Origin of the sequence: Streptomyces sp. NBC_01520 (assembly GCF_045040375.1) — a bacterium.
In the GTDB taxonomy this organism is placed as follows: domain Bacteria; phylum Actinomycetota; class Actinomycetes; order Streptomycetales; family Streptomycetaceae; genus Streptomyces.
Genome location: NZ_CP109404.1, coordinates 513992 through 538313, shown reverse-complemented (window position 1 = coordinate 538313; position 24322 = coordinate 513992). Strand labels below are relative to the sequence as shown.

Below are 24322 nucleotides of genomic sequence, written 5' to 3'. Positions count from 1 at the left end.
CGTTCGGGCGGAATCGATCAGACGCGGGCAGCTGTCGGTCGCTTCTCGGCCGTACGTGCTCATGCTGCCTTCATGTGGCATGCATAAACCTTCGATGGACTGCCTCGTAACTCGCCTTCGGCGCGCGAAAGGCAACGGGGATCCCTTTCGGGTGAGTGTGCCCGTAGGGCTCCGGTAGCGCTTGATGTCACGGGTGCGGCGATGTTCTTCGTCGCTTTCCCCTGCCCTTGTCGGCGATCGATGATGCACCGGCGTGGTCGGCTTCGCCATGCCTTCTTCGCCGTCCCCGAAAACTCTCCCCAAAGGTGTGAATCGGCATGCACGAAAATGGCTCCGACCCTTCCCGTGCGGTTCCCGAAGAGTTCTTCGGGATGACCATGGCTCAGCAAGGTGTGCGGTACGGGCAACTGATCGATCCGGACAGTCCGAAATACAACATCGGTGAATGCTTCGAGATCCATGGAGACCTCGACGAGAGACTGTTCGCCGCAGCGCTCGACCGGGCCGCCGCTCTGTGCGACAGCCTCAACATCGAGTTCGTCTCCAGCGGCGATACGGTCCGTCAGCATGTCGTCCGTCGCCCGCCGGGCGAATCCAGCCGGCTCCGCGTGTTCGACCTGTCCGGCGCCGACGATCCCGTTGCCACGGCCGAGCGCTACCTGGCCGACGACATGGCCACCGTCGACAGGCTCGACGCCCCGCACCACCACTTCGCACTGCTGCGTCTCGGCCACCGGCTGCATTACTGGTACGTCCGCTTCCACCACATAGCCGTCGACGGACTCGGCGGCGCCGTCTTCGCCCGCACCGTGGCCGACCTCTACGGGCGCGCCGTGCGTGGCGAGAACCTTGACGCCGTCGAACCGCCCGCCGCACCCCTGCGTGAACTCGTGGCCGACGAAACGGCCTACCTCGGCTCGGACCGCTACGAGGCCGACCGTGCCTACTGGACCGGAAAGTTCGCGGACCTGGCCGCCGACCGGACGGGGGACACGGCCGGGGACGACACGGACGGCATGGACGTGGACGCCCACGGCGGCAGGGCGCTCATCCGTCGGCGCACCGACGCCCCGTCAACGGCCGTACCCGACGGGACGGACGTGCGGCTGCACACCGGCGAGAGCCTGCCCGCCGCCGTGTTCGACAGCCTGCGCGGACTCGCCGCCGCCCACCGCACGAGCTGGACCGCCGTTTTCGTGAGCGCGGTCGCCGCCTACGTCGGTCGGGTCACGGGCTCTCAGGACGTCGTCGTGGGCCTCGCCTCCAACGGCCGTCACGGGGGACTGCGGCGCATCGTCGGCATGACGGCCAACATCCTGCCGCTACGCCTGACCGTCTCCGCCGACATGACGGTCGGCACCCTGGTCCGCGCCGTGGCCGCCGAGATGCGGGGCGCCCTGCGGCACCGCCGCTTCTCCCGCGAACAGCTCGCCCGCGAACTGAACATGGCCGACGGTGCGGCGCGCCTGACCGGTGTCGTCGTCAACATCATGGGATACGACTTCGACCTCGACTTCGCCGGCAGCCCCGGCGCCTCCCGCGTGCTGTCCATCGGTCCCGTCGACGACGTGTCCCTCTTCGTCTCCGAACGGGCCGAGGGCAAGGGACCGTTGATCGGCTTCGACGCCGACCCGGAGCTGTACCGTCCCGAGGACCTGCGGCTCCACCAGCAGGCCGTCGTCTCCTTCCTGTCCGCCCTGGCCGACGCGGACGCCGAACTGCCCCTGCGCGACCTGCCGTTCCTCGACGACGCAACCGCCGAGGCCCTGTTCGCGCACGGACGCGGTGCCGATCTGCCCCCGGAGGCTGTCGCCGCCGGGCTGCCGGAGGCGTTCGCCGCGCAGGCACGCCGCACTCCGGACGCCCCGGCGGTGGTGGACGGCTCGGTCACGCTCTCGTACCGGGAGCTGGCGCGGACGGCGGAGGACCTCGCCGGAGCACTCGCCGGCCGGGGCATCGGTGCCGAGGACGGCGTCGGCGTCCTCGTGGGCCGCTCGGCGGCCATGGTGTCCGCCACGCTCGGCGCGGTCGGCGCGGGCGCGGCGTACGTACCGATGGACGCCACCTGGCCGGACGAACGGCTCGGCCGCGTCGCGGAAGTCGCCCGCGTCCGCGCCCTGGTGGTCGACGAGGCAATCGCCGGCCTGTCCTGGGTGCGGAAAGCGGCCGACACCCTGCCGGTGCTCGTCGTCGACGCTCTCGGCCGCGTCGTGGACGGCGCCCCGCCACGGCCGGGCCCGCTGCCTGGCGCGATCCGGGGCGACCGGCTCGCCTACGTGATGTTCACGTCGGGCTCCACCGGTCTGCCCAAGGGCGTCGGGGTCACCCACGCCGACGTCCGCGCACTGGCAGCCGACACCACCTGGACCGACGAGGTGTCCGACGCGGTGGTGCTGCACTCGGCCTACGTGTTCGACGCCGCCACGTTCGAGATCTGGGTACCCCTCCTGAACGGCGGCCGTGTGCTGGTCGCACCCGGCGGAGTCCTGGAGGCACAGGTCCTCCGGGACATGGTGGACCGGCACGGGGCGACCGGACTGTTCCTGACGACAGCCCTGTTCAACGTGATGGCCGAGGCGGGCCCCGCGGTGTTCGCCGGGCTGCGCCTGGTCGCAGCGGGTGGCGAGGCGGCGTCCCCGGACCTCATGCAGCGGGTGGCGGCCGCCGCGCCCGGCACGCGCGTCCTGCACGTGTACGGTCCCACGGAGACCACGACCTTCGCCGCCCGCCACCCGGTCGCCGCAGCCGCGCCGGGCGTGCCGCCCATCGGCCGGCCCCTCGACGGGATGCGCCTCCACGTGCTCGACGGGCACCTCGGCATGGTGCCGCCGGGCGTCGTGGGCGAGCTGTACGTGAGCGGTCACGGCGTCGCCCGCGGTTACCAGGGGCGCGCCGCCCTGACCGCGACCCGGTTCGTCGCCGACCCGCACGACGCCCACGGCGGCCGTATGTACCGCACCGGTGACCTCGTGCGCTGGACCGCGCGCGGCGACATCGAGTACGTCGGGCGCGCGGACGGCCAGATCAAACTTCGCGGGTTCCGCATCGAACCCGCCGAGATCGAGAACGTCCTGCTCACCGATCCGGCCGTGCGAGCCGCCTGCGTCCTGGTCCGCGAGGACGTCCCCGGTGACCGCCGGCTCGTCTCCTACGTCGTACCCGCCCCCGGCGCCCGGCCCGACGAATCGGGCCTGGCCCGCCGTGTCGGGCGCGCCCTGCCCGCGTACATGGTTCCCTCCGTGTTCGTCGCCCTCGACACCCTGCCCCTGAACCCCAACGGCAAGGTGGACCGCAACGCCCTGCCCGTGCCCCGCGCCGTCGCCGCCACGGGCCGCGCCCCGCGCACCGCTTACGAGGAGGTCCTCGCCGGCCTGTTCGCAGACGTCCTGGGTGTGCCCGCGGTCGGCATCGACGACAACTTCTTCTCCCTGGGCGGCCACTCGCTGCTCGCCACCCGCCTCACCGGCCGGGTGCGGGCGGCTCTGAGCGTCGAAGTCGGCCTGCGTACCCTCTTCGACCACCCCACCGTCGCCGCTCTGGCCGCCGCCCTCGACACCGCAGGGGCGGCGCGGCCCGCCCTCGTCCCGCACCGGCGGCCCGAAGCGGTCCCGCTGTCCTTCGCGCAGCAGCGCCTCTGGTTCCTCAACCGGGCGGAGGGCCCCGGTGACACCTACAACGTCCCGCTCGTCCTCGAACTCGACGGTCCCCTGGACACGGATGCCCTGCGCGGCGGCCTCGCGGACGTGGTCGCCCGGCACGAGAGCCTGCGTACCGTCTTCGTCGAGCATGACGGCATCGCCCGCCAGGACGTCCGCGCCGCGGGCGCCGCGGCCTCACTCGTCCCCCTGGCCGTCGAACTGCCCCCGGCCGAGGAGCCCGTCGACGCCTGGGCCGAGGAGACCGTGCGCCGCCTGACGGCCGCGCCCTTCGACCTCACCGGCGACACCGCCGTCCGCGCCCACCTGCTCCGCATGGGCCCCGACCGCCACGTCCTGGTGCTCGTCCTCCACCACGTCGTCGCGGACGGCTGGTCCCTCGCCCCGCTCTGCCGTGACCTCGGCGCCGCCTACCGCGCCAGGACCGAGGACACGGGGACGCCCGAACGGGCCCCGTTGCCCGTGCAGTACGCCGACTACGCCCTCTGGCAGCGGCGGCTGCTGGGCGACGACGGCGATCCCGACAGTCTGGCCGCGCGCCAGCTCGCCTACTGGGAGGAGGCGCTGCGCGGCGCCCCCGACCTGCTGGACCTGCCCCTCGACCGGCCCCGCCCGGCCGTGCCCAGTCATCGGGGCGGCGCCGTCCCCTTCGAACTGCCCGCTCCCGCGCACGCCGAGCTCACCCGGCTGGCCCGTGCCGCCGGCTGCACGCCCTTCATGGTGCTCCAGGCGGCCCTCGCCGTGACCTTGCACGCCCACGGCGCCGGCACGGACATCCCGCTGGGCACCGCGGTGGCAGGGCGCAGCGACGAGGTCCTGGACGATCTGGTCGGGTTCTTCGTCAACACCGTCGTCCTGCGTACGGACCTGTCCGGCGACCCGTCCTTCCGTCAACTGCTGGACCGGGTCAAGGAGTTCGACATCGCGGCCCTCAGCAACGGTGACGTCCCGTTCGAGCGGATCGTCGAGGCCCTCAACCCCGAGCGGTCCGGCGACCACCATCCGCTCTTCCAGACCATGCTGGTCCTCCAGAACCAGGAACGGGCCGAGCTCGACCTGCCGGGCGTCACCGTCCACGACCGGTCCCGGCACACCGGGATCAGCAAATTCGACCTGACGTTCTCGCTGACCGAGCTGACCGAGCTGACCGAGCTGACCGGAGCCGTGGGGCCAACCGGAGCCGTGGGACCCGCCGAGCCCACCCCCGCCGGTATCGGTGGCTACCTTGAATACGCCACCGACCTCTTCGACGCTGCCACCGCCCGCGCCCTGTGCGTCCGCTTCGCCCGCGTCCTCACCCAGGCCGTGACCGACCCCGACCGGGCGGTCGGCGACCTCGACCCGCTCGCGCCCGGCGAGCGGGACCGCCTCCTCGACCAGGGACGCGGTGCGGAACGGCCGCTGCCCACCCGTACCGTCCCCGAGGCGGTCCGGGAGCAGGCAGCGCGCACCCCTCACGCGGTCGCCGTGCGCGACGCGCACAGCAGCCTCACCTACGCGGAGCTCGACGCCCGCGCCGACGCCCTCGCCCACGTGCTGCGCGAGCGCGGCGCGCACCGGGAGGGCAGGGTGGCCATCGCCGCGCCGCCGTCCGTGGACACCGCCGTCGCCATGCTGGCCGTGCTGCGGGCCGGGGCCGCCTACGTGCCCGTCGACCCGGAGTACCCGCCCGCCCGCATCCGGCACATGCTCGACGACGCCCGGCCCGCCCTGCTGCTCACCACCACGGCCGTCCACCCCGGTCTGCCCGACTGCGACGTACCGTGGCTCGCCCTCGACGACCCGGCCGCCCGGTCCACCGGCCCCCTCGTGCCCCTCCGGCACACCCCGCACCCGGCGGACCCCGCGTACGTCATCTACACCTCGGGCTCCACCGGCCGTCCGAAGGGCGTGGTCGTGCCGCACACCGCCCTGGCCCATCACATGGCCTGGATGGCGGGTCACCTGGCCGTCACGCCGGACGACCGGGTCCTGGCCCGCACCTCCACCAGCTTCGACGCCTCCGTGTGGGAGCTGTGGCTCCCGCTGATGAACGGTGCCGAGGTCTGTGTGCTGCCCCACGGAATCAACCGCGAACCCCGCGCCCTGGTCTCCTGGATGAGCCGATTCGGTGTCACCGTGGCCCAGTTCGTGCCCTCGCACCTCGCCCTCGTCCTCACCGAGGCGGCACACGCCGCACCGCTCCCCGCCCTGCGCGCCGTCCTGTGCGGCGGCGAACCGCTGCCGCGCGCCCTCGCCGACGACGTCGCCGACCTGTGGCAGGCCGAGGTGCACAACCTCTACGGGCCGACCGAGACGGCCATCGACGCGACCGCACACCGCGCCGACCGCCCGGGGAACGGCGGACAGGACGGCTGCGGCACCCCGTCCGAGACCGTCCCGATCGGCCGCCCCGTCGACACCATGCGCGGCTACGTCCTCGACAGCCGGCTGCGCCCCGTACCGTCCGGTGTCACCGGGGAGCTGTACCTCTCGGGCCCCAACCTCGCCCGCGGCTACCTGGACGGCCCGGGCCTGACCGCCGCACGGTTCGTCGCCGACCCGTTCGACGCCACCGGCGCCCGCATGTACCGGACGGGCGACCTCGTACGGTGGAACGGGCACGGTCTGCTCGACTACGTGGCCCGCGCCGACGACCAGGTCAAACTCCGCGGCTTCCGCATCGAGTTGGGCGAGGTCGAGGCCGCACTCCTGGCGTGCCCCGGTGTCACGGCCGCCCGCGCCGTCATCCGCGAGGACGTACCCGGCCTGCGCCGCCTCGTCGCCTACGCCGTCACCGGCGACCCGGCCCCGCGCCCGGTCGCCCTGCGCGACGCCCTCGCCGAGACCCTCCCGCACTACATGGTGCCCGGCGCCGTCGTCGTCCTGGACGACCTCCCGCTCCTGCCCAACGGCAAGGTGGACCGGCGCGCCCTGCCGGAGCCCGAGCCGGACACCGACTCCTCCGCCGGACAGGGGCCGCGCACCCTCCAGGAGGATCTGCTCGCCGGTATCTTCGCCGACGTCCTGGACCGGTCCCCGGTGGGCCCGCACGACAGCTTCTTCGACCTCGGCGGGCACTCGCTCCTCGCCATGCGCGTCGTCAGCCGCGTCCGCGCGGTCCTGGGCGTCGAGATCGCCGTACGCACACTCTTCGAGCAGCCGACCGTGGCCGGTCTGGCCCGCGTCCTCGACGCTCCGGGCCGGGCCCGTCCGCCGGTGGTGCCCGTGGCACAGCGGCCCGATCCGCTGCCGCTGTCCTCCGCGCAGCAGCGCCTGTGGTTCCTCAACCGCCTCGAAGGCCCCAGCTCCGCCTACAACATCCCGCTCGTGCTCGAACTCGAAGGCGCCCTGGACACGGACGCCCTGCGCTCGGCCCTGCGCGACGTCGTGGAACGGCACGAGGCACTGCGCACCCTGTTCCCCGAACAGGACGGCGTCCCCCGTCAGTCGGTCCTCGCCACCGATACCGCCACGCCCCCGCTGCCCGTCGTGAGCACCGCTCCCGGCGGTCTGGAGGCGGCCGTTCTGGCCGCCGTGTGCGAGCCGTTCGACGTCGTCGTCGACCTGCCGCTGCGCGCCCTGCTCCTGCGCTCCGCACCCGGCCGTCACGTCCTGGTGCTCGTCCTGCACCACATCGCGGGCGACGGCTGGTCCCTCGCCCCGCTCGCCCGCCACCTCGGCGACGCCTACCGGGCCCGGCTCGCGGGACGGGAGCCCGAACCGGCCTCCGGCACCCCGCTCCAGTACGCCGACTACACCCTCTGGCAGCACGCCGCCCTGGGCGACGACGCCACCCCGCAGAGCCTGGTGCGGCAGCAGCTCGACCACTGGCACACCGCCCTCGCGGGCCTGCCGGGACTGATCGACCTGCCGCTGGACCGGCCGCGCCCCGCCGAGACCGATCCGAAGGGAGCGGTCCACACCTTCGACGTACCGGCCCCGCTGCACGCCCGGCTCCTGCGCCTGGCGCGGGAGTCCGGCAGCAGCCTGTTCATGGTGCTCCAGGCGGCCGTGGCCACCCTGCTGCACCGGCACGGCGCGGGGGACGACATCCCGCTCGGCTCACCCGTCGCCGGCCGCACGGACGAGGCACTGGAGGACCTGGTCGGGTTCTTCGTCAACACGCTCGTCCTGCGCACGGACCTGTCCGGCAATCCGACCTTCCGTGAACTGCTCGTACGTGTACGCGAGTTCGACCTGGCCGCCTTCATGCACCAGGACGTGCCCTTCGAGCGTCTCGTCGAGAGTGTCAACCCCGTCCGGGCGCGCAACCACCACCCGCTGTTCCAGACCATGCTGGTCCTGCAGAACCAGGAGTCCGTCCGCCCCGAACTCCCGGGTCTCACCGTCGAGGACCGTCTCGTCCACAACGGCCTGAGCAAATTCGACCTCACCTTCGCCTTCGCGGAGGAGCAGGCGGAGGAGCAGGCGGAGGAGCGGACCGGGGAACAGGCCGGGGAGCAGGCGGCCGAGGGCGGTCTCACCGCCGGGATCGAGTACGCCACCGCGCTCTTCGACCGGAACACCGTCGAGACGCTCGCCGCCCGCCTGGTCCGCCTCCTGGAACAGGTGGCGGCCGACCCCGGCCTGCCCCTGGCGGGCTACGACCTGATGACGCCGCAAGAGCACGCCCGCGTCACCCACTGGGGCACCGGCCGCGGCCTGCCCGCAGCCGCCGCGGACACCGTGGACGCCACGCTGCCCGCGCTGTTCGCCGCCCAGGCGCACCGCACCCCTGACGCCCCGGCAGTCACCGGCGACGGCACCACTCTCACCTACGCCGGACTCGACCGGATCTCCGCCGACCTCGCCGAAGCCCTGGCGGGCCACGGAATCGGCCCCGAGTCCGGTGCCGGCGTACTGCTCACGAGGTCGCCCGCCGTCGTGGCCGTGTCCCTCGGCACGGTCCGCGCGGCCGGTGCCTACGTACCGCTGGACGCGCGCTGGCCCGAGCAACGGCTCGACCAGGTCGCCGGAGTGGCGGACGTACGCGTCCTCGTCGTCGACGAGGCAGCCCTCCTGGCCCCCTGGGTGTCCGCGACCGCCCGCCGGATGCCCGTCGTGGTCGTGGACCGGCTCGGCCGGATCCTGCGCGGCGCGCCCGAGCGGCCGGGCCGCCCGGCCGCCGTGCCCGGCTCCCAGGCCCTCGCCTACGTCATGTTCACCTCCGGCTCGACCGGCCTGCCCAAGGGCGTCGGGGTCACACACGCCGACGTGGTCGCGCTCACCGCCGACTCCGCCTGGGACGACGGCCGCGCCGACGCGGTGCTGATGCACTCGGCGTACGTCTTCGACGCCTCCACCTTCGAGATCTGGGCCCCGCTCCTGCGCGGCGGCCGGGTCGTCGTCGCACCCGACGGCGCCCTCGACGCCCGGGCCCTCGGCGATGCCGTACACGAGGAGGGAGTGACCGCGGTCTTCCTGACGACCGCCCTGTTCAACGTGATCGCCGAGACGGACCCAGGCGCCTTCGACGGACTCCGGCTCGTCTGCGCCGGAGGGGAGCCGGCCTCCCGGGACGCGATGCAGCGGGTCGCCGGCACCGCGCGCGGCGCGCGCGTCCTCCATGTCTACGGGCCCACCGAGACCACCACCTTCGCCACCCGCTACGACGTGCCGGCCGACCTGCCGTCGGGCCCGCCGCCCGTCGGACGCGCCCTGGACGGCATGCGCCTGTACGTCCTGGACGGCTCCCTGGGCCCGGTCCCGCCGGGCGTCGTGGGCGAGCTGTACCTCGCCGGACGCGGGGTGGCACGCGGGTACACCCGGCTTCCGGGCCTGACCGCCGCGCGCTTCGTGGCCGACCCGTTCGACCCGGCGGGCGGGCGCATGTACCGCACCGGCGACCTCGTCCGATGGACCCCGGACGGGCAGATCGCCTACGTCAGCCGCGCCGACGGCCAGGTGAAGCTGCGCGGCTACCGCATCGAACTCGGCGAGATCGAGGGCGTGCTGGCCTGCGGCGACGGAGTCGCCGACTCCTTCGCCGTCGTCCGCGAGGACACCCCGGGCGACCGGCGGCTCGTCGCGTACGTGGTGCCCGCCGCCGGTGCGCGGCCCGACCCCGGCGACCTCGCCCGAACTGTCGGCCGGTCCCTGCCCGCCTACATGGTGCCCTCCTCGTTCGTGCTGCTCGACGCACTGCCGCTGACCCTCAACGGCAAGGTCGACCGGCGCGCCCTGCCCGCGCCCGGGCAACACGCCCCGGTCCGCGGGCGCGCGGCCCGCACCGCGCGCGAGGAGATCCTGTGCGGGCTCTTCGCCGACGTGCTCGGCCTCGACGGAGCGGGCGTGGACGACGACTTCTTCCACCTGGGCGGCCACTCCCTGCTCGCCACCCGCCTGGCCGCACGCATCCGCACGAAGCTCGCCGTGGAGGTCCAGGTCAAGGCCCTCTTCGAACACCCCACCCCGGCCTCGCTCGCCGCCGTACTGGACGGTGCCGACCGGGCGAGAAGACCCCTGGAACGCGCCGGGAGCCGCCCCGATCCGCTGCCACTGTCCTTCGCCCAGCAGCGCCTGTGGTTCCTCAACCGGCTCGAAGGACCCGGCGCCACGTACAACGTGCCCCTCGTCCTCCGCCTGGACGGCCCGCTCGACGCCGAGGCCCTGGAGAGCGCCCTGGCCGACGTCGTCGAACGCCACGAGAGCCTGCGCACCGTCTTCCCCCAGACGGACGGCGTGGCACGCCAGCTCGTCCTCCGTGCCGACGGCGCCGACCTCGACCTGACGCCCCGTGACACCGACCCCGCCCGCCTCGACGAGGTCCTGGCCGCCGAGGTGGCGCACGCCTTCGACGTGAGCACCGAACGGCCCGTACGGGCCCGGCTGGTGCGGCTCGGCGCGGAGGTCCACGTCCTGGTGCTGGTCATCCACCACATCGCCGGCGACGGCTGGTCCCTCGCCCCGCTGGCCCGTGACCTGGGCCGTGCGTACCGGGCACGTGCCGACGGAGAGGAACCCGCCTGGACGGAACTCCGCGTCCAGTACGCGGACTACACCCTGTGGCAGCGCGAGCTCCTCGGAGCCGAGGACGACCCGTCCAGCCAGGCCGCCCGTCAACTCGACTTCTGGCGCACCGCACTCGCCGGCGCGCCCGACGTGCTCGACCTGCCCTGCGACCTGCCGCGCCCCGCCGTGACGGCGTACAGCGGCGACGCGTTCGCCTTCCCCGTCGGTGCGGACACCCACCGGGCACTGGTGGGTCTCGCCCGCGTCCACGGATGCAGCCTCTTCATGGTGCTCCAGGCCGCGCTGTCGGTCCTCCTCTCCCGGCACGGCGCCGGTGAGGACATCCCGCTCGGCACCGCCGTCGCCGGACGCACCGACGAAGCCCTCGACGACCTGGTGGGCTTCTTCGTCAACACCCTCGTCCTGCGCACCGACCTGAGCGGCGACCCCACCTTCGGTGAAGTGATCGACCGCGTCAGGGAGTTCGACCTGGCCGCCTACGCTCACCAGGACGTGCCGTTCGAGCGGCTCGTCGACGCGCTGAGACCGGTCAGGGCGCAGAACCACCACCCGCTGTTCCAGACCATGCTCGTCCTCCAGAACCACGGGGACACCACGGTCGACCTGCGCGGTCTCACGGTGACGCAACAGCCCGTGCACACCGGCATCAGCAAGTTCGACCTGACCTTCACCTTCACCGAGACGCACGACGGCTCGGGCCGGCCCGCCGGTCTCGACGGCGTCCTGGAGTTCTCCACCGAACTCTTCGCCCATGCCACCGCGCACGCGCTGGCCGCCCGGCTGACCCGCCTGCTCTCCTCGCTCGCCGCCGACCCGGGCCGGCGCGTCCACACCGTCGACGTCCTGGACACGGCCGAGCGGCAGCACCTGGAACGCGCCGCGTACGGCCCGGAACGGCCGGTGACGGCCCGTACGGCGCCCGAGGCGTTCCGCGCGCAGTGCGCCCGGACGTCCGCGGCGATTGCCGTACGGGACGGCGGGCACCACCTCACCTTCGGTGAACTCGACGTGATCTCCGACGACTTGGCGTACCACCTGTACGACCGGGGCATCGGCCGCGGCGATCTCGTGGCCCTCGCGCTGGACGGCACCGCCGACCAGGTCGTCGCGATGCTGGCGGTGGCCAAGGCCGGGGCCGCCTACCTGCCGGTCGACCTGGAATACCCCGAGGCGCGCATCACCCACATGCTCGACGACGCCCGCCCGGCGCTGCTCCTGACCCACGGCACGGCCCGCGCCGCGAGGTACGGCCACACCGTGCCCTGCCTCGCGCTCGACGACCGGGCCGGCTGGTCCACCGGGCGCTGCGCACCGCCTGCCGCCGCACCGGAACCGCGCGACGCGGCGTACGTCATCTACACCTCGGGCTCCACCGGCCGCCCCAAGGGTGTCGTCGTCACCCACTCCGCCCTGACCAACCACATGGCGTGGATGGCCGGCCACCTCGGCCTCACCGACGACGACCGGGTCCTCGCGCGCACCTCGCCGAGCTTCGACGCCTCGGTCTGGGAGACCTGGCTGCCGCTGCTGCACGGCGGCTCCACCTGCCCCGTGCCGCCGGCCGTCAACCACGACCCGGCCGGACTGCTGGCCCGGATGCGCGACGCGGGTGCGACCATCGCCCAGTTCGTGCCCTCGCACCTCTCGGTCGTCCTCACCGAGACCGGCCCCGACGAGACGCCCACGACCCTGCGGGCCGTCCTCTGCGGCGGCGAACCCCTGCCCCGGTCCCTGGCAGCACGCGTCGCACGGGACTGGCGGGCCGAGGTGCACAACCTGTACGGGCCGACGGAGGCGACCATCGACGCCACCGCCCACCACCTGCGGCCGGACACACCCGCGGGGGAGGGGAGCGTCCCGCTCGGCCGCCCCGTCGACAACACCCGCGCCTACGTCCTGGACGGCGGCCTCCGGCCCGTGCCGCCGGGCGTCACCGGCGAGCTCTGCCTCGCGGGCGAGGGCCTCGCGCGCGGCTACCTCGGCCGCCCCGGCCTGACGGCCTCACGGTTCGTCGCCGATCCGTACGGCCCGGACGGGAGCCGCATGTACCGCACGGGCGACCTCGTCCGCCGGGACGCCGACGGACTGCTCACCTATGTCTCCCGCGCCGACGACCAGGTCAAGCTGCACGGCTTCCGCATCGAACTCGGCGAGATCGAGGCGGCTCTCACCGCGCTCGACGGCATCGCCGCCGCCTGCGCCGTCGTCCGCGAGGACCGGCCGGGGGAGCGGCGCCTGGTCGCCTACACCGTCGCCGACCCGCGCGGCGGCACCACGCCACTCACCGACAGTGAGCTGCGCGCCCGGCTGGCGTCTGCCCTGCCGCCGTACATGGTGCCCGTCGTGCTCGTCGCCCTCGACGGGCTGCCGCTGCTGCCCAACGGCAAGACCGACCGGCGTGCCCTGCCCGTGCCCGTACGCCCCGCCACCACCCGGCCCGGCGGGCAGCCGCGCACACCGCAGGAACACGTCCTGTGCGACGTGTTCGCCTCGGTGCTGCGCACCCCCGCCGTCCGTACCGACGACGACTTCTTCGCACTCGGCGGCGACAGCATCCTCTCCATCCAGCTCGTCAGCCGTGTACGCGAGGCCGGTCTCGGCGTCACGCCGCGCGACATCTTCGTCCACCGCACGCCGGAGGCCGTCGCGGCCGTCGCCACCGCCCTCCACGGGGCCACCGCCGCGCCGGCCGAACAGGGCACCGGCGAGATGCCGCCGACGCCCATCGCCGCCTGGCTCCTGGCCCGGTCCGGCACCGACGGCTACAACCAGTCCGGGGTGCTGTACACACCCGCCGGCGCCGACGAGGACACGCTCGCCGCCGCCCTCCAGGTCGTCGTCGACCACCACGACATGCTCCGCATGCGGGTCACCCGCCCCGCCGGGGGCGAACCCGTCCTCGAAGCACTGCCACCCGGCGCCGTGCGCGCCCGCAGCCGTCTCACCCGGGTCGACGTCACGGGCCTCGACGCGGACGCCGTCCGCGCCGCCGTCACCGACGCGGGTGAACAGGTCCGCGGCCGGCTGCGGCCGGCGGACGGACACGTGGTCGAGGCGGTCTGGTGCGACGCCGGACCGCACGCCCGCGGACGTCTGCTGCTCGTCGTGCACCACCTGGCCGTGGACGCCGTGTCCTGGCGCATCCTCGCCGCCGACCTGGCCACCGCGTGGCACGCCGTCGCCGACGGCGGGCACCCCGCCGCGGCCTCGGTACTGCCCGCCGTCACCACCCCGTACAGGAGCTGGGCGCGACTGCTCGCGTCGCAGGCGCGGACCGCCGCACGCGCGTTGGAACTCCCCCTGTGGGAAGAGGTGTCGAGCACCCCCGACCCGCAGCTGGGATACCGCCCGCCGGACCCCGACCTGGACACCGCCGACCGGACGCGCACCCTGGTCACCCACCTGCCCGCCACCTGGACGAAGCCGCTGCTCACCACCGTCCCCGGCGCCTTCCACGCCGGGGTGGACGACGTGCTGCTCACCGGTCTCGCCCTCGCCGTCCGCTCCTGGCGCGCGGAACGGGCCGTCAGGGCGGGCGGGCCCCGGCCGGACGGCACCGGCGTCCTCCTCGACCTGGAGGGCCACGGCCGCGAGCAGATCGCCGAGCACATCGACCTGTCCCGCACGGTCGGCTGGTTCACCAGCCTCTACCCGGTCCGGCTCGACCCCGGCCCCGTCGACACCCGCGGCCTTGGACACTTCGACCCGGCTCTGGTCGAACGCGCCGTCAAACGCGTCAAGGAGCAGCTGCGGACCGTGCCCGACCACGGCGTCGGCTACGGAATGCTGCGCCACCTCAACCCGGCGACCGGCCCCCGGCTGGCCGCCGCGACCGAACCCCAGATCGGCTTCAACTACCTCGGCAGGTACGCCGCTCCGCACGCGGACGGGGGCGCGGTCGCCGACTGGGACGTACAGCTCGACGGCGGCGGGCCGCGCAGCCAGGACCCGGACATGCCCGTCCACCACGTCCTCGACATCAACGCGCACACCGAGGACCTGCCGGACGGCCCGCGCCTGGTGACCCGCTGGACCTGGCCCAGCGACCTCCTGAAGGAGGAGGACGTGGGCGCCCTGACCGAGACGTTCACCCGCGCACTGCGGGCCATCGCCGAACACGCCGAACGGCCCGACGCGGGCGGCTGGACGCCGTCCGACCTCCCCCTGGTCTCGCTCGACCAGGCCCAGATCGACCGACTGCAGATCAAGTGGGGTGGACGCAAGTGACCGGGTTCCGACTCGAGGACGTACTGCCGCTGACGCCGTTGCAGGCAGGCATGCTCTTCCACGCGCTGTACGACTCCCACGCCGTGGACGTCTACACCGCGCAGTTCGTCTTCGACCTCGAAGGCCCCGTCGGGGTCCCCGCGCTGCACGCGGCCGTCGGCGGATTGCTGCGGCGGCACGCGAACCTCCGGGTCGGCTTCCTCCACGAGGGCCTGGACGAGCCCGTGCAGGCCGTGGCCGCCGACGTGCCCGTACCGCTGGAGGAGCTGGACCTGACGGGGCCCGACGGCACGGGCACGACGGAGGAACGCCTCGCCGTGTTCCTCGCGGCCGACCGCACCCGTCGCTTCGACCTCAGCACCCCGCCGCTGATGCGGTTCACCCTGGTGCGCACCGCGCCGCTGCGCCACCGGCTCGTCATGACGAGTCATCACATCCTGCTCGACGGCTGGTCGATGCCCCTCCTCGTACGGGAACTGTTCGAGCTGTACGCGAGCGGGGGCGACGACGGCGCACTGCCGCGTGTCGCCCCCTACCGCTCCTACCTCGTCTGGCTGGCCAGGCAGGACCGCCCCGCCGCCCTGGACGCCTGGCGCACCGCCCTGGCCGGAATCGAGGCCCCGACCCTGCTCGCCGGGCCCGGCGGGACGGACGCCCAGGGGACCGGTGAACTGCCCGAGACCCTGGTCCTCGACCTGGACCCGGCCACGACGCACCGGCTGCGCGAGACGGCCCGCGCCCACCGGCTCACCCTCAACACCGTGGTGCAGGGCGCCTGGGGCCTGCTGCTCGCCCACCTCACCGGCCGCGCCGACGTGGTGTTCGGCACCACCGTGTCCGGTCGCCCGCCGGAGATCCCCGGCGTCGAGTCCATGGTCGGCCTGTTCATCAACACCGTGCCCGTACGGCTCCGCCCGGAGCCCGGCGAAACCCTGGCCGCACTCCTGGCCCGGCTCCAGGAGGAGCAGGGCCGGCTCCTGGGCAGCCAGCACGTGGGCCTGACCGAGATCCACGGCGTCACCGGCCTGGACCGACTCTTCGACACCCTCGCCGTGTTCGAGAACTACCCGATGGACGACGAGGCCCTGCGCAGTGCACAACGCGGACTGCCCGGCCTCGCCGTCACCGGGTTCAGCGGTACGGACGCGGCCCACTACCCGCTCACCCTCACCATCGCCCCGGGTGACGCCCTGAGGATCACCTTCGGCTTCCGGGCCGGCGCCCTCGACCGCGCGGAGGTGGGCCGCACGGTCGACCGTACGCGGCGGCTGCTCACGGCCATGGCGCACGGGCTCGACCGCCGTGTCGGCGCCCTCCCCCTCCTCCTGGACGGCGAACGCGAGACGCTCGTCGCCCGGGGGAACGGTGCCGGACTCCCCGTCGGCGCAACGGACATGAGCGTCCCGGACGCAGTGTCCCGTCATGCCGACCGCCGCCCGGAGGCGGTGGCCGTGACCGGCGCGGGCGAGCCGCTGACCTATCGTCAACTGCGGGACTTCTCTGATGCGCTGGCCGGCACCCTGACCGGGCTCGGGACCGGCGTCGAGGACGGCGTCGGCATCCTGCTGGGCCGCTCGGCAGCCCAGGTCACCGCCGCCCTGGCAGCCCTGCGCGCGGGCGCCGCCTACGTGCCCCTCGACCCCGGCTGGCCCGCCGAACGCCTCGCCCGCGTCGCGGAGGTGGCCGCCCTGCGCACCCTGATCGTCGACGGGACCACCCGCACGCTCCCCTGGGTACGCCTGCTCGGCCCCGATGTCGCCCTTGTGACGGTCGACGCCGCGGGCCGGGTCCAGGACGGCGGACCGGCCACCCCCGGAGCCCTGCCCACGGTCACGGGCGGCGCCCGCCTCGCGTACGTGATGTTCACCTCCGGCTCCACCGGCCTGCCCAAGGGTGTCGGCGTCACCCACGCCGACATCACCGCCCTCGCCGCCGACCGGAGATGGGGCGACGGCGCCGCCGACGCGGTCCTGCTGCACTCCGCGTACGTCTTCGACGCGTCCACCTTCGAGATCTGGGCGCCCCTCCTCAACGGCGGACGGGTCGTCGTGGCCCCCGGCGGCACGCTGCAGCCCGCCGTGCTCCGGGACCTCGTCGACCGGTACGGCCTGACGGCGGCGTTCCTGACGACGGCCCTGTTCAACGTCGTCGCGGACACCGACCCCGGCGCCCTCGGCCTCCTGCGCCTGGTCGCGGCCGGCGGCGAGGCCGCCGCGCCCGGCGTCCTCCAGCGCCTGGCCGCCGCCCACCCCGGCACCGCCGTCCTGCACGTCTACGGGCCCACCGAGACCACCACGTTCGCCACCGTCCACCGCGTACGGCCCGACGACGACCCCAAAGCCGCCGCCCCGATCGGCCGGCCGCTGGACGGCATGCGCGCCTACGTCCTGGACGCGGCCATGCGGCCCGTGCCGTCCGGCGCGGAGGGCGAGCTGTACGTCGCGGGAGCCGGTGTCGCGCGCGGCTACCTGGGGCGCCCCGGCCTCACGGCCACCCGGTTCGTCGCCGACCCGTTCACCGGTACCGGTGCGCGCATGTACCGCACCGGGGACCTGGTGCGCCAGGGCACCGACGGCACCCTGCGGTACGTGGCCCGGGCGGACCAGCAGGTCAAACTGCGCGGCCACCGCATCGAACCGGCCGAGATCGAGACGGTGCTCCGCGCCGACCCGTCCGTGCACGCCGCCTGCGTGACGGTCCGTGAGGACCTGCCCGGCGACCGCACCCTCACCGCCTACGTCGTCCCCGCACCCGGACACGTACCCGACCCCAGCCCGCTCGCCGCGCACGTAGGCCGTCATCTGCCCGCCTACATGGTGCCGGCCGTCATCCAGCCCCTCGACGCGCTGCCGCTGACCCCCAACGGCAAAATCGACCGGGCGGCCCTGCCCGCACCCGTCACCCCGTCCGGCATCGCGGGCCGGCCGCCGCGCGGTGCTCTGGAGGAGATCCTCGCCGGACTGTTCGCCGACGTGCTCGGTGTGGCCCGCGTCGGCATCGACGACAGCTTCTTCGCCCTGGGCGGCCACTCGCTGCTCGCCACCCGCCTGGTGAGCCGCGTCCGCACCGCACTGGACACCGAGACCGAGATCCGCACCCTCTTCGAGAACCCCACCGTCGCCGCCCTCGCCACCGCCCTGGAGCACGCGGGCCGCCCCGCCCGCCCCGCCCTCGTCCCGCAGGAACGCCCCGCCACGCTCCCGCTGTCGTACGCCCAGCAGCGGCTGTGGTTCCTCCACCGGCTCGAAGGCCCCTCCGCGACGTACAACATCCCGTTCGCGGTACGCGTCGACGGGCCGCTCGACACGGAAGCCCTGCGCGGCGCACTGCGTGACGTCGTGACCCGGCACGCGGCCCTGCGCACCGTGTTTCCCGAGGGCGTCCACGGGCCGCACCAGGTCATCACCGCCCCGGACGACGTCCGCCTCCCGTTCGCCCTGGAAGCCGTCGACGAGGACGAACTCGCCGACCGGCTCAGGGCCGCCGCGACCGAACCGATCGACATCGAGCACCGCCCCCCGCTCCGGGCGACCCTGTTGCGACTGGCCGAAGACACCCACGTCCTGGTGCTCGTGATCCACCACATCGCCGCCGACGGCTCGTCCCTGGCGCCGCTCGCCCACGACCTGGGCATCTCCTACCGGGCCCGCGTCCGGGCCGAGACCCCCGTCCTGGCCCCACTTCCCGTCGACTACGCCGACCACGCCCTCTGGCAGCGCCGCCTGCTCGGCGACGAGCGCGACCCGGAAAGTCTTCTGTCAGCCCAACTCGCCCACTGGAAAGACGCGTTGGCCGGGATGCCGGAAATGGTCGAGCTGCCGTGGGACCGGTCGCGCCCCGCCGCCCCCCGGCACTCCGGCGCCACCCACGACTTCACCGTCGACCGCGCCACCGCCCGCCGGATCGCGGACCTCGCCCGCGCCCGCGGTTGCAGCGTCTTCATGGTGCTCCAGGCCGCCCTGTCGACCCTGCTGTCCCGGCACGGCGCCGGCGACGACATCCCGCTGGGCACGGCCGTCGCGGGACGGACCGACGAGGCCGCCTCGGACCTCGTCGGCTTCTTCGTGAACACCCTCGTGCTGCGCACGGACCTGAAGGGTGACCCGACCTTCCTCGAACTCCTGGACCGAGTGAGGGAATTCGATCTCTCCGCCTACGCGCACCAGGACGTCCCCTTCGAGCGCCTGGTGGAACTGCTCAACCCCGCACGCTCGCAGAACCACCATCCGCTCTTCCAGACCATGCTCGTCCTCCAGAACCACACCCCCGCCGCCGGCCTCGACCTGCCCGGCCTCACCGTCGGCGGCGTACCGGTCGACCCCGGGGTCAGCAAATTCGACCTGTCGTTCACCTTCGCCGAGACGTACGACGACAGCGGTGCGCCCAGCGGCATGCGGGCCGCCGTCGACTACGCCACGGAACTCTTCGACGCCGCGACGGTCCGCGACCTCGCCGACCGGCTCGTCCTGCTGCTCGACGCCGTCACCGCCGACCCCGACCGTCCCCTGCGCACCTACGACGTGCTCACCTCCGCCGAGCGCACCCGCCTCGCCGCCTGGGGCACCGGACCGGCCGACGGCCTGCCCGGGGCGACGGTCCCCGCGCTCTTCGAGCGGTGGGTCAGGCGCACGCCCGGCGCCCCGGCGGTCCGTGACACCGCCACCACCCTCACCTACGGCGAGCTGAACACCCGCGCCGACGCCCTCGCCCGCCACCTCGCCGCGCGCGGGATCGGCCCGGAGGACCGGGTCGCCGTCGCCCTGCCCCGCACCAACGACCTCGTCGTCGCCCTGCTCGGCGTCCTCAAGGCCGGGGCCGCCCATGTGCCGCTCGACCCCGACTACCCCGCCCGGCGTCTGTCCTACATGCTCGACGACGCCGCGCCGCGGCTGCTCCTCACCACACCCGCCGTCCACCGCCGGCTCCCCGGTTCCCCGGTGCCGCACCTGTACACCGGCGACCTGGAGGACAGCGTCGGCACACCTGTCCCGTCCCCGCTCCCGGCGCACCCGGCGTACGTCATCTACACCTCCGGCTCCACCGGGCGACCCAAGGGAGTCGTCGTCACCCACCGGGGTGCCGGCGCCATGGCCCGCACCCAGAGCGAACGGCTGCGCGTCACCCCGGACAGCAGGGTGCTGCTGATGGCATCCGTCAGCTTCGACGCCGCGTTCTGGGAGCTGTGCATGGGACTGCTCTCCGGGGCATGCCTGGAGATCGACGAACGCGACGCCCTGCTGCCCGGCCCCGCCCTCGCCGGCCTGGTCCGCGACCGGGGCATCACCCACCTCACCCTGCCGCCCGCCGCACTCGCCGTGATGCCGCCCGGCTCGCTGCCCGCCGGCACGACGATGGTCCTCGCCGGTGAGGCGTGCCCGCCGGCCCTGGTGCACGCCTGGGCGCGGGACCGCTTCCTCGTCAACGCGTACGGCCCGACCGAGACCACCGTCTGCGCCACCATGAGCGGCTTCCAGCACGCGGACGGGCCGCTCGCCCCCGACCGCACCGTGCCCATCGGCGCCCCCGTCGACGGCACCCGGGTCCATGTCCTGGACGACAGGCTGGAACCCGTGCCGCCCGGTGTCGTCGGCGAACTGTACGTGTCCGGCGAGGGAGTGGCCCGCGGCTACCACGGCCGTGCGGCCCTGACCGCGTCCCGCTTCGTGGCTGATCCGTCCGACCGGGCGGGCGGGCGCATGTACCGCACCGGCGACCTGGTGCGCTGGACGGCGGACGGCCAACTCGTCTACGTCTCCCGGGTCGACGACCAGGTCAAACTCCGTGGCTTCCGCATCGAACTCGGTGAGATCGAGGCCGCGCTCGGCGCCCTGCCGGGTGTCGCCGCGGCCTGCGCCGCCGTCCGCGAGGACCGGCCCGGCGACCGGCGCCTCGTCGTGTACACCGTGGCCGCGGACGGTGAGCCGGGCCCCGACGGGGCCGAGGTGCGCGCGCACCTCGCCGCGACCCTGCCCGAGCACATGGTCCCCGCCGCGCACGTACGTCTCGACGCCCTGCCCGTCACCCCCAACGGCAAGACCGACCGACGGGCCCTGCCCGCACCCGAGCATGCCGTACCGGCCGGAGGTCGTGCGCCGGGCACCGCGCGCGAGCGCGCCCTGTGCGAGGTGTTCGCGGAGACGCTCGGCGTGCCCGAGGTCGGCGTCACGGACGACTTCTTCGCGCTGGGCGGCCACTCGCTGCTCGCCGTGTCCCTGGCGCGGCGGATCGGGGAACGGTGCGGTCTTCGCCCCTCCCTGCGGGCCCTGTTCGCGGCGCCCACCGTCGAGGGCGTCGATCGCCTGCTGGCGCGCACCGCGGGGGAGGTGAACCAGGACCGCCGTGCCGCCGTGCCCGACCTGGCCGCCGAGATCCGGCTGGCGGCGGACATCACCGGCACGGGCCGGGACGGTGCGTCCGGCACCCGGCTCCGCCCGGCCGAGGGCGTCACGGGACAGGCCGCCGTGCCCGCCCCCGCCCGCAGGCCCTCCCGTCCCACGGCCAGGCCCCTGCTGACCGGAGCATCCGGCTTCCTCGGCGCCTTCCTCCTGCGCGACCTGATCGAGGCCACCGACGGGCCGGTCGACTGCCTCGTACGGGCCGAGGACGAGCGGAGCGCGGCGTACCGGCTGCGGGCCAACCTGGAGCGCTACGGTCTGTGGCGCCCCCGGTACGCGGACCTGGTCCGCCCCCTCCCCGGCGACCTCGCCGCCCCCGGCCTGGGCCTGTCGCCCGAGGACCGCACCGCCCTGGTCCGCCGGCTCGGCCCCGTCCTGCACAACGGCGCACGAGTCAACTTCGCCGCCGCGTACGGTGATCTGCGCGCCCCCAACGTGGCCGGCACCGAGGAACTGCTGCGTCTGCTCGCCGACTCCGCGTCACCCGGGATGCACTACATCTCGACCACGGGCGTCTATGCCCCGGCGACCGGCCCCGACCCCGTCACCATCACGGAGTCGACGCCGACCGGCCCCGCGCCCGGCCTGCCCGACGGGTACGCCCGGAGCAAGTGGGTCGCCGAGGGGATCGTCGGCCTGGCCCGCGAACGCGGCCTGCCGGTGACCGTCCACCGGCCCGGCCGCATCAGCGGCGACACCACGACCGGTGCCTGCCAGGAACGCGACCTGCTGTGGCAGCTCGTCAAGGGCTGCCTCCAGGCGGGAGCGGTGCCGGACCTGCCGTACGGGACGACCGACTGGGTGCCGGTGGACTACGTCAGTGCCGCGGTGGTGGCGCTCTCCCTGTCCGGCCGGGAGGGGACGCAGACGTACCACTTCACCAACCCCGAAGCGCCGGGCCTGGACCGGGTCTTCGAGGCGGCGGCCCGCCTCGGCCACGAGCTGCGCACCGTACCCGCGGCGGACTGGCAGGCCCGCGTCGCGGCGCGACCCGACAACGCGGCGCAGCTGTTCCTCGGCGACGAGGGCGGGCGGACCGGGCCCGGGGCGACGGACCGGCGCCGTTTCGACTCCGGCCGGACGGCCGGGGCCGTGGCGGCCCTGGGTGTCCGGCAGCCGCCCCTGACCGACGAGATCCTGGACCGCTACCTGACCTATTTCCACGGCACCGGCTTCCTGCCCGCCCCGGGGACGGCGCCTGCCACGTCGTAGCCTGCCGTACCCGCCTCCCCGTCCCCCTGACGTCCTCAGGGGGACGGAGGGGCGGGGGCGAAGGACAGCATGGCGGCTCCGTGCTGTGCGTCGTCACCGCTCACGGTCGCCGGTGTGATGACGATCCGGCCGTTCGCGTAGCCCAGGTGCCCGGCGAGCATCGGGTACTCCGTGGCCCTGGCCGATTCGGGATGCCGCAGCACCTGCTCGTCCGTGTCCACGCCACCCGGGCCGAACCTGATGATCCGTCCGGGCCGGCTGAGCGTGGGCGCTTCGTAGACGAGCCCGGTCGAGTCGCTCTCCGCGTGCAGGGGGAACAGGGTGCTGCCCTCGGACTTCACACCCCAGGCGAGCTTCCCGGTGTCCAGGTCGTAGGCACCCACCTGGTTGGTGCCCCCCAGGTGGACGGCGTCCTTGCCGACGGCGGTGCCAGGGCAGTTCTGGATGTTCTCGCCCGGTTCCCCCGTGTCGGCGCAGTACGTGAAGCCCTTCGGCCTGGGATCGATGGTGGTGCGGACCTTTCCGCCCGGACCCAGGGCGACGATCCGCCAGTTGTCGGTGCGCTCCTCGGCGTGGAGCATGGTGAGGACGACAGGATCGACGGAGAGCACCCTGCCGACCTTCCAGCCCTGCTCGGTCCGGAAGCGCCAGCGCACCTTGCCGGTACGCGGGTCGATCTCGCGGAGCTGGCTGTAGTTCTTGCCGCGGTCGACGTCGATCGCGCAGTCGGAGCTCACCAGCAGCCGGGAGCCGCCCGCCACGTCGTCCGGATAGCAGTTGCCGGTCTTCTCCCCGAGGATGTCGTAGAGCCTGGTGCCGTCACCGACCCGGTACGCGGCGGCCCTCATGCTCTGGGTCACCGCGACGACGTCACCGCTGATGGCGGTGTTCACGATGATCGTGTCGTCCGAGGAGCCGGTTTCGGTGAGCTCCCTGTGCCACCCTGCCTTCCCGGACCGCAGGTCGATCATCTGGAGCTGGTTGCACCGGTTCCCGCTCCGGGCCTGGGTGCTCTTGTACACCAGGACGACCTTGCCGTCCGGGGTCGGATCGACCGGCGTCTCGCAGACGGGCGCGGGCAGCGGCACGCTCCACACCTCGACGCCGTCCGAGAGGCGGTGGGCGGTGACCTTCCTGTGCACGGCCTGGACGGCGACGTCGCCCGCGATCCACAGGTCGTAGACCTTGATCGAGCGCCGGGGCAGATCGGTCCGGTCGTCGACGACCCACGCCGTGGCATCTCCCGGCTCACGCCCGGCGTTGATCTCCTTCGACGTCGGGATCCGCTTCGCTTCGCTCGTGGGGGCCGCGGGCGTCCGGGGACCCGTCGGCGTCGCTGAGGGGTGAGGTGTCTCCTTCGCCACGGGTGCGGCGGACCCGCCCCACCCGCCGTCTGCCACGGCATACACCCCCGCCCCTGCCACCAGGGCCGGCAGGACGACGACAGCGGCGATCACCAGCACCTTGCCGAAGCGCCGGTTGGGGCCCGGCGGGACGGGCGGGCGGTGGCCCTCCGTCGCGTACGGATTGCCCGGCAGCGGACGATGCTCCGGGGGCGGTACGTCCCACGGCTGCGGTGGGTTCGGCATCAGTTCCACCCTCCTCGCGCCGGCCCGGACCCCGCAGGGGGTTCGGGCGGCTCCTCACCACGGCCTCTCGCGACCGCGGCGCTCATCGGTACGGGCAGGCGGCACGGCCGCCCTCGGAACGTCACGGAATTCCCTCTCCCACGATGCTTATGTCATGCGCATATTTGATTCCTCGACCCGGCCCCACGCAGGGCCGGTTCGCTCTCTGTGCAGGCCGTCGGCACCGACACGACTTGGCAAACCCTGCCGTCACGCGCTGCAATGCCGATGAAAACTTGCTGAAGCAGGA

At 73.9% G+C, this 24322-nt stretch carries 3 protein-coding genes; 2 read left to right on the top strand and 1 reads right to left on the bottom strand.

Going from position 1 to position 24322, the window contains the following annotated elements:
- Nucleotides 1-317 precede the first annotated feature (317 nt).
- On the top strand, nucleotides 318-14837 hold the full coding sequence (locus OG524_RS02230) for an amino acid adenylation domain-containing protein (RefSeq protein WP_405808795.1): 14520 nt from the start codon (nucleotides 318-320) through the stop codon (nucleotides 14835-14837).
- A complete protein-coding gene (locus OG524_RS02225; protein WP_405808793.1) occupies nucleotides 14834-22444 on the top strand; it encodes an amino acid adenylation domain-containing protein in 7611 nt (2536 codons plus the stop codon). The genes OG524_RS02230 and OG524_RS02225 overlap by 4 nt, the downstream gene beginning before the upstream one ends.
- Nucleotides 22445-22479: 35 nt before the next feature.
- On the opposite strand, the gene OG524_RS02220 is transcribed toward OG524_RS02225, so the two are convergent.
- Nucleotides 22480-24033 (bottom strand): PQQ-binding-like beta-propeller repeat protein, encoded by a 1554-nt coding sequence (locus OG524_RS02220; RefSeq protein WP_405392677.1) that lies wholly within the window; start codon nucleotides 24031-24033, stop codon nucleotides 22480-22482.
- Between the last annotated feature and the right edge of the window lie 289 nt (nucleotides 24034-24322).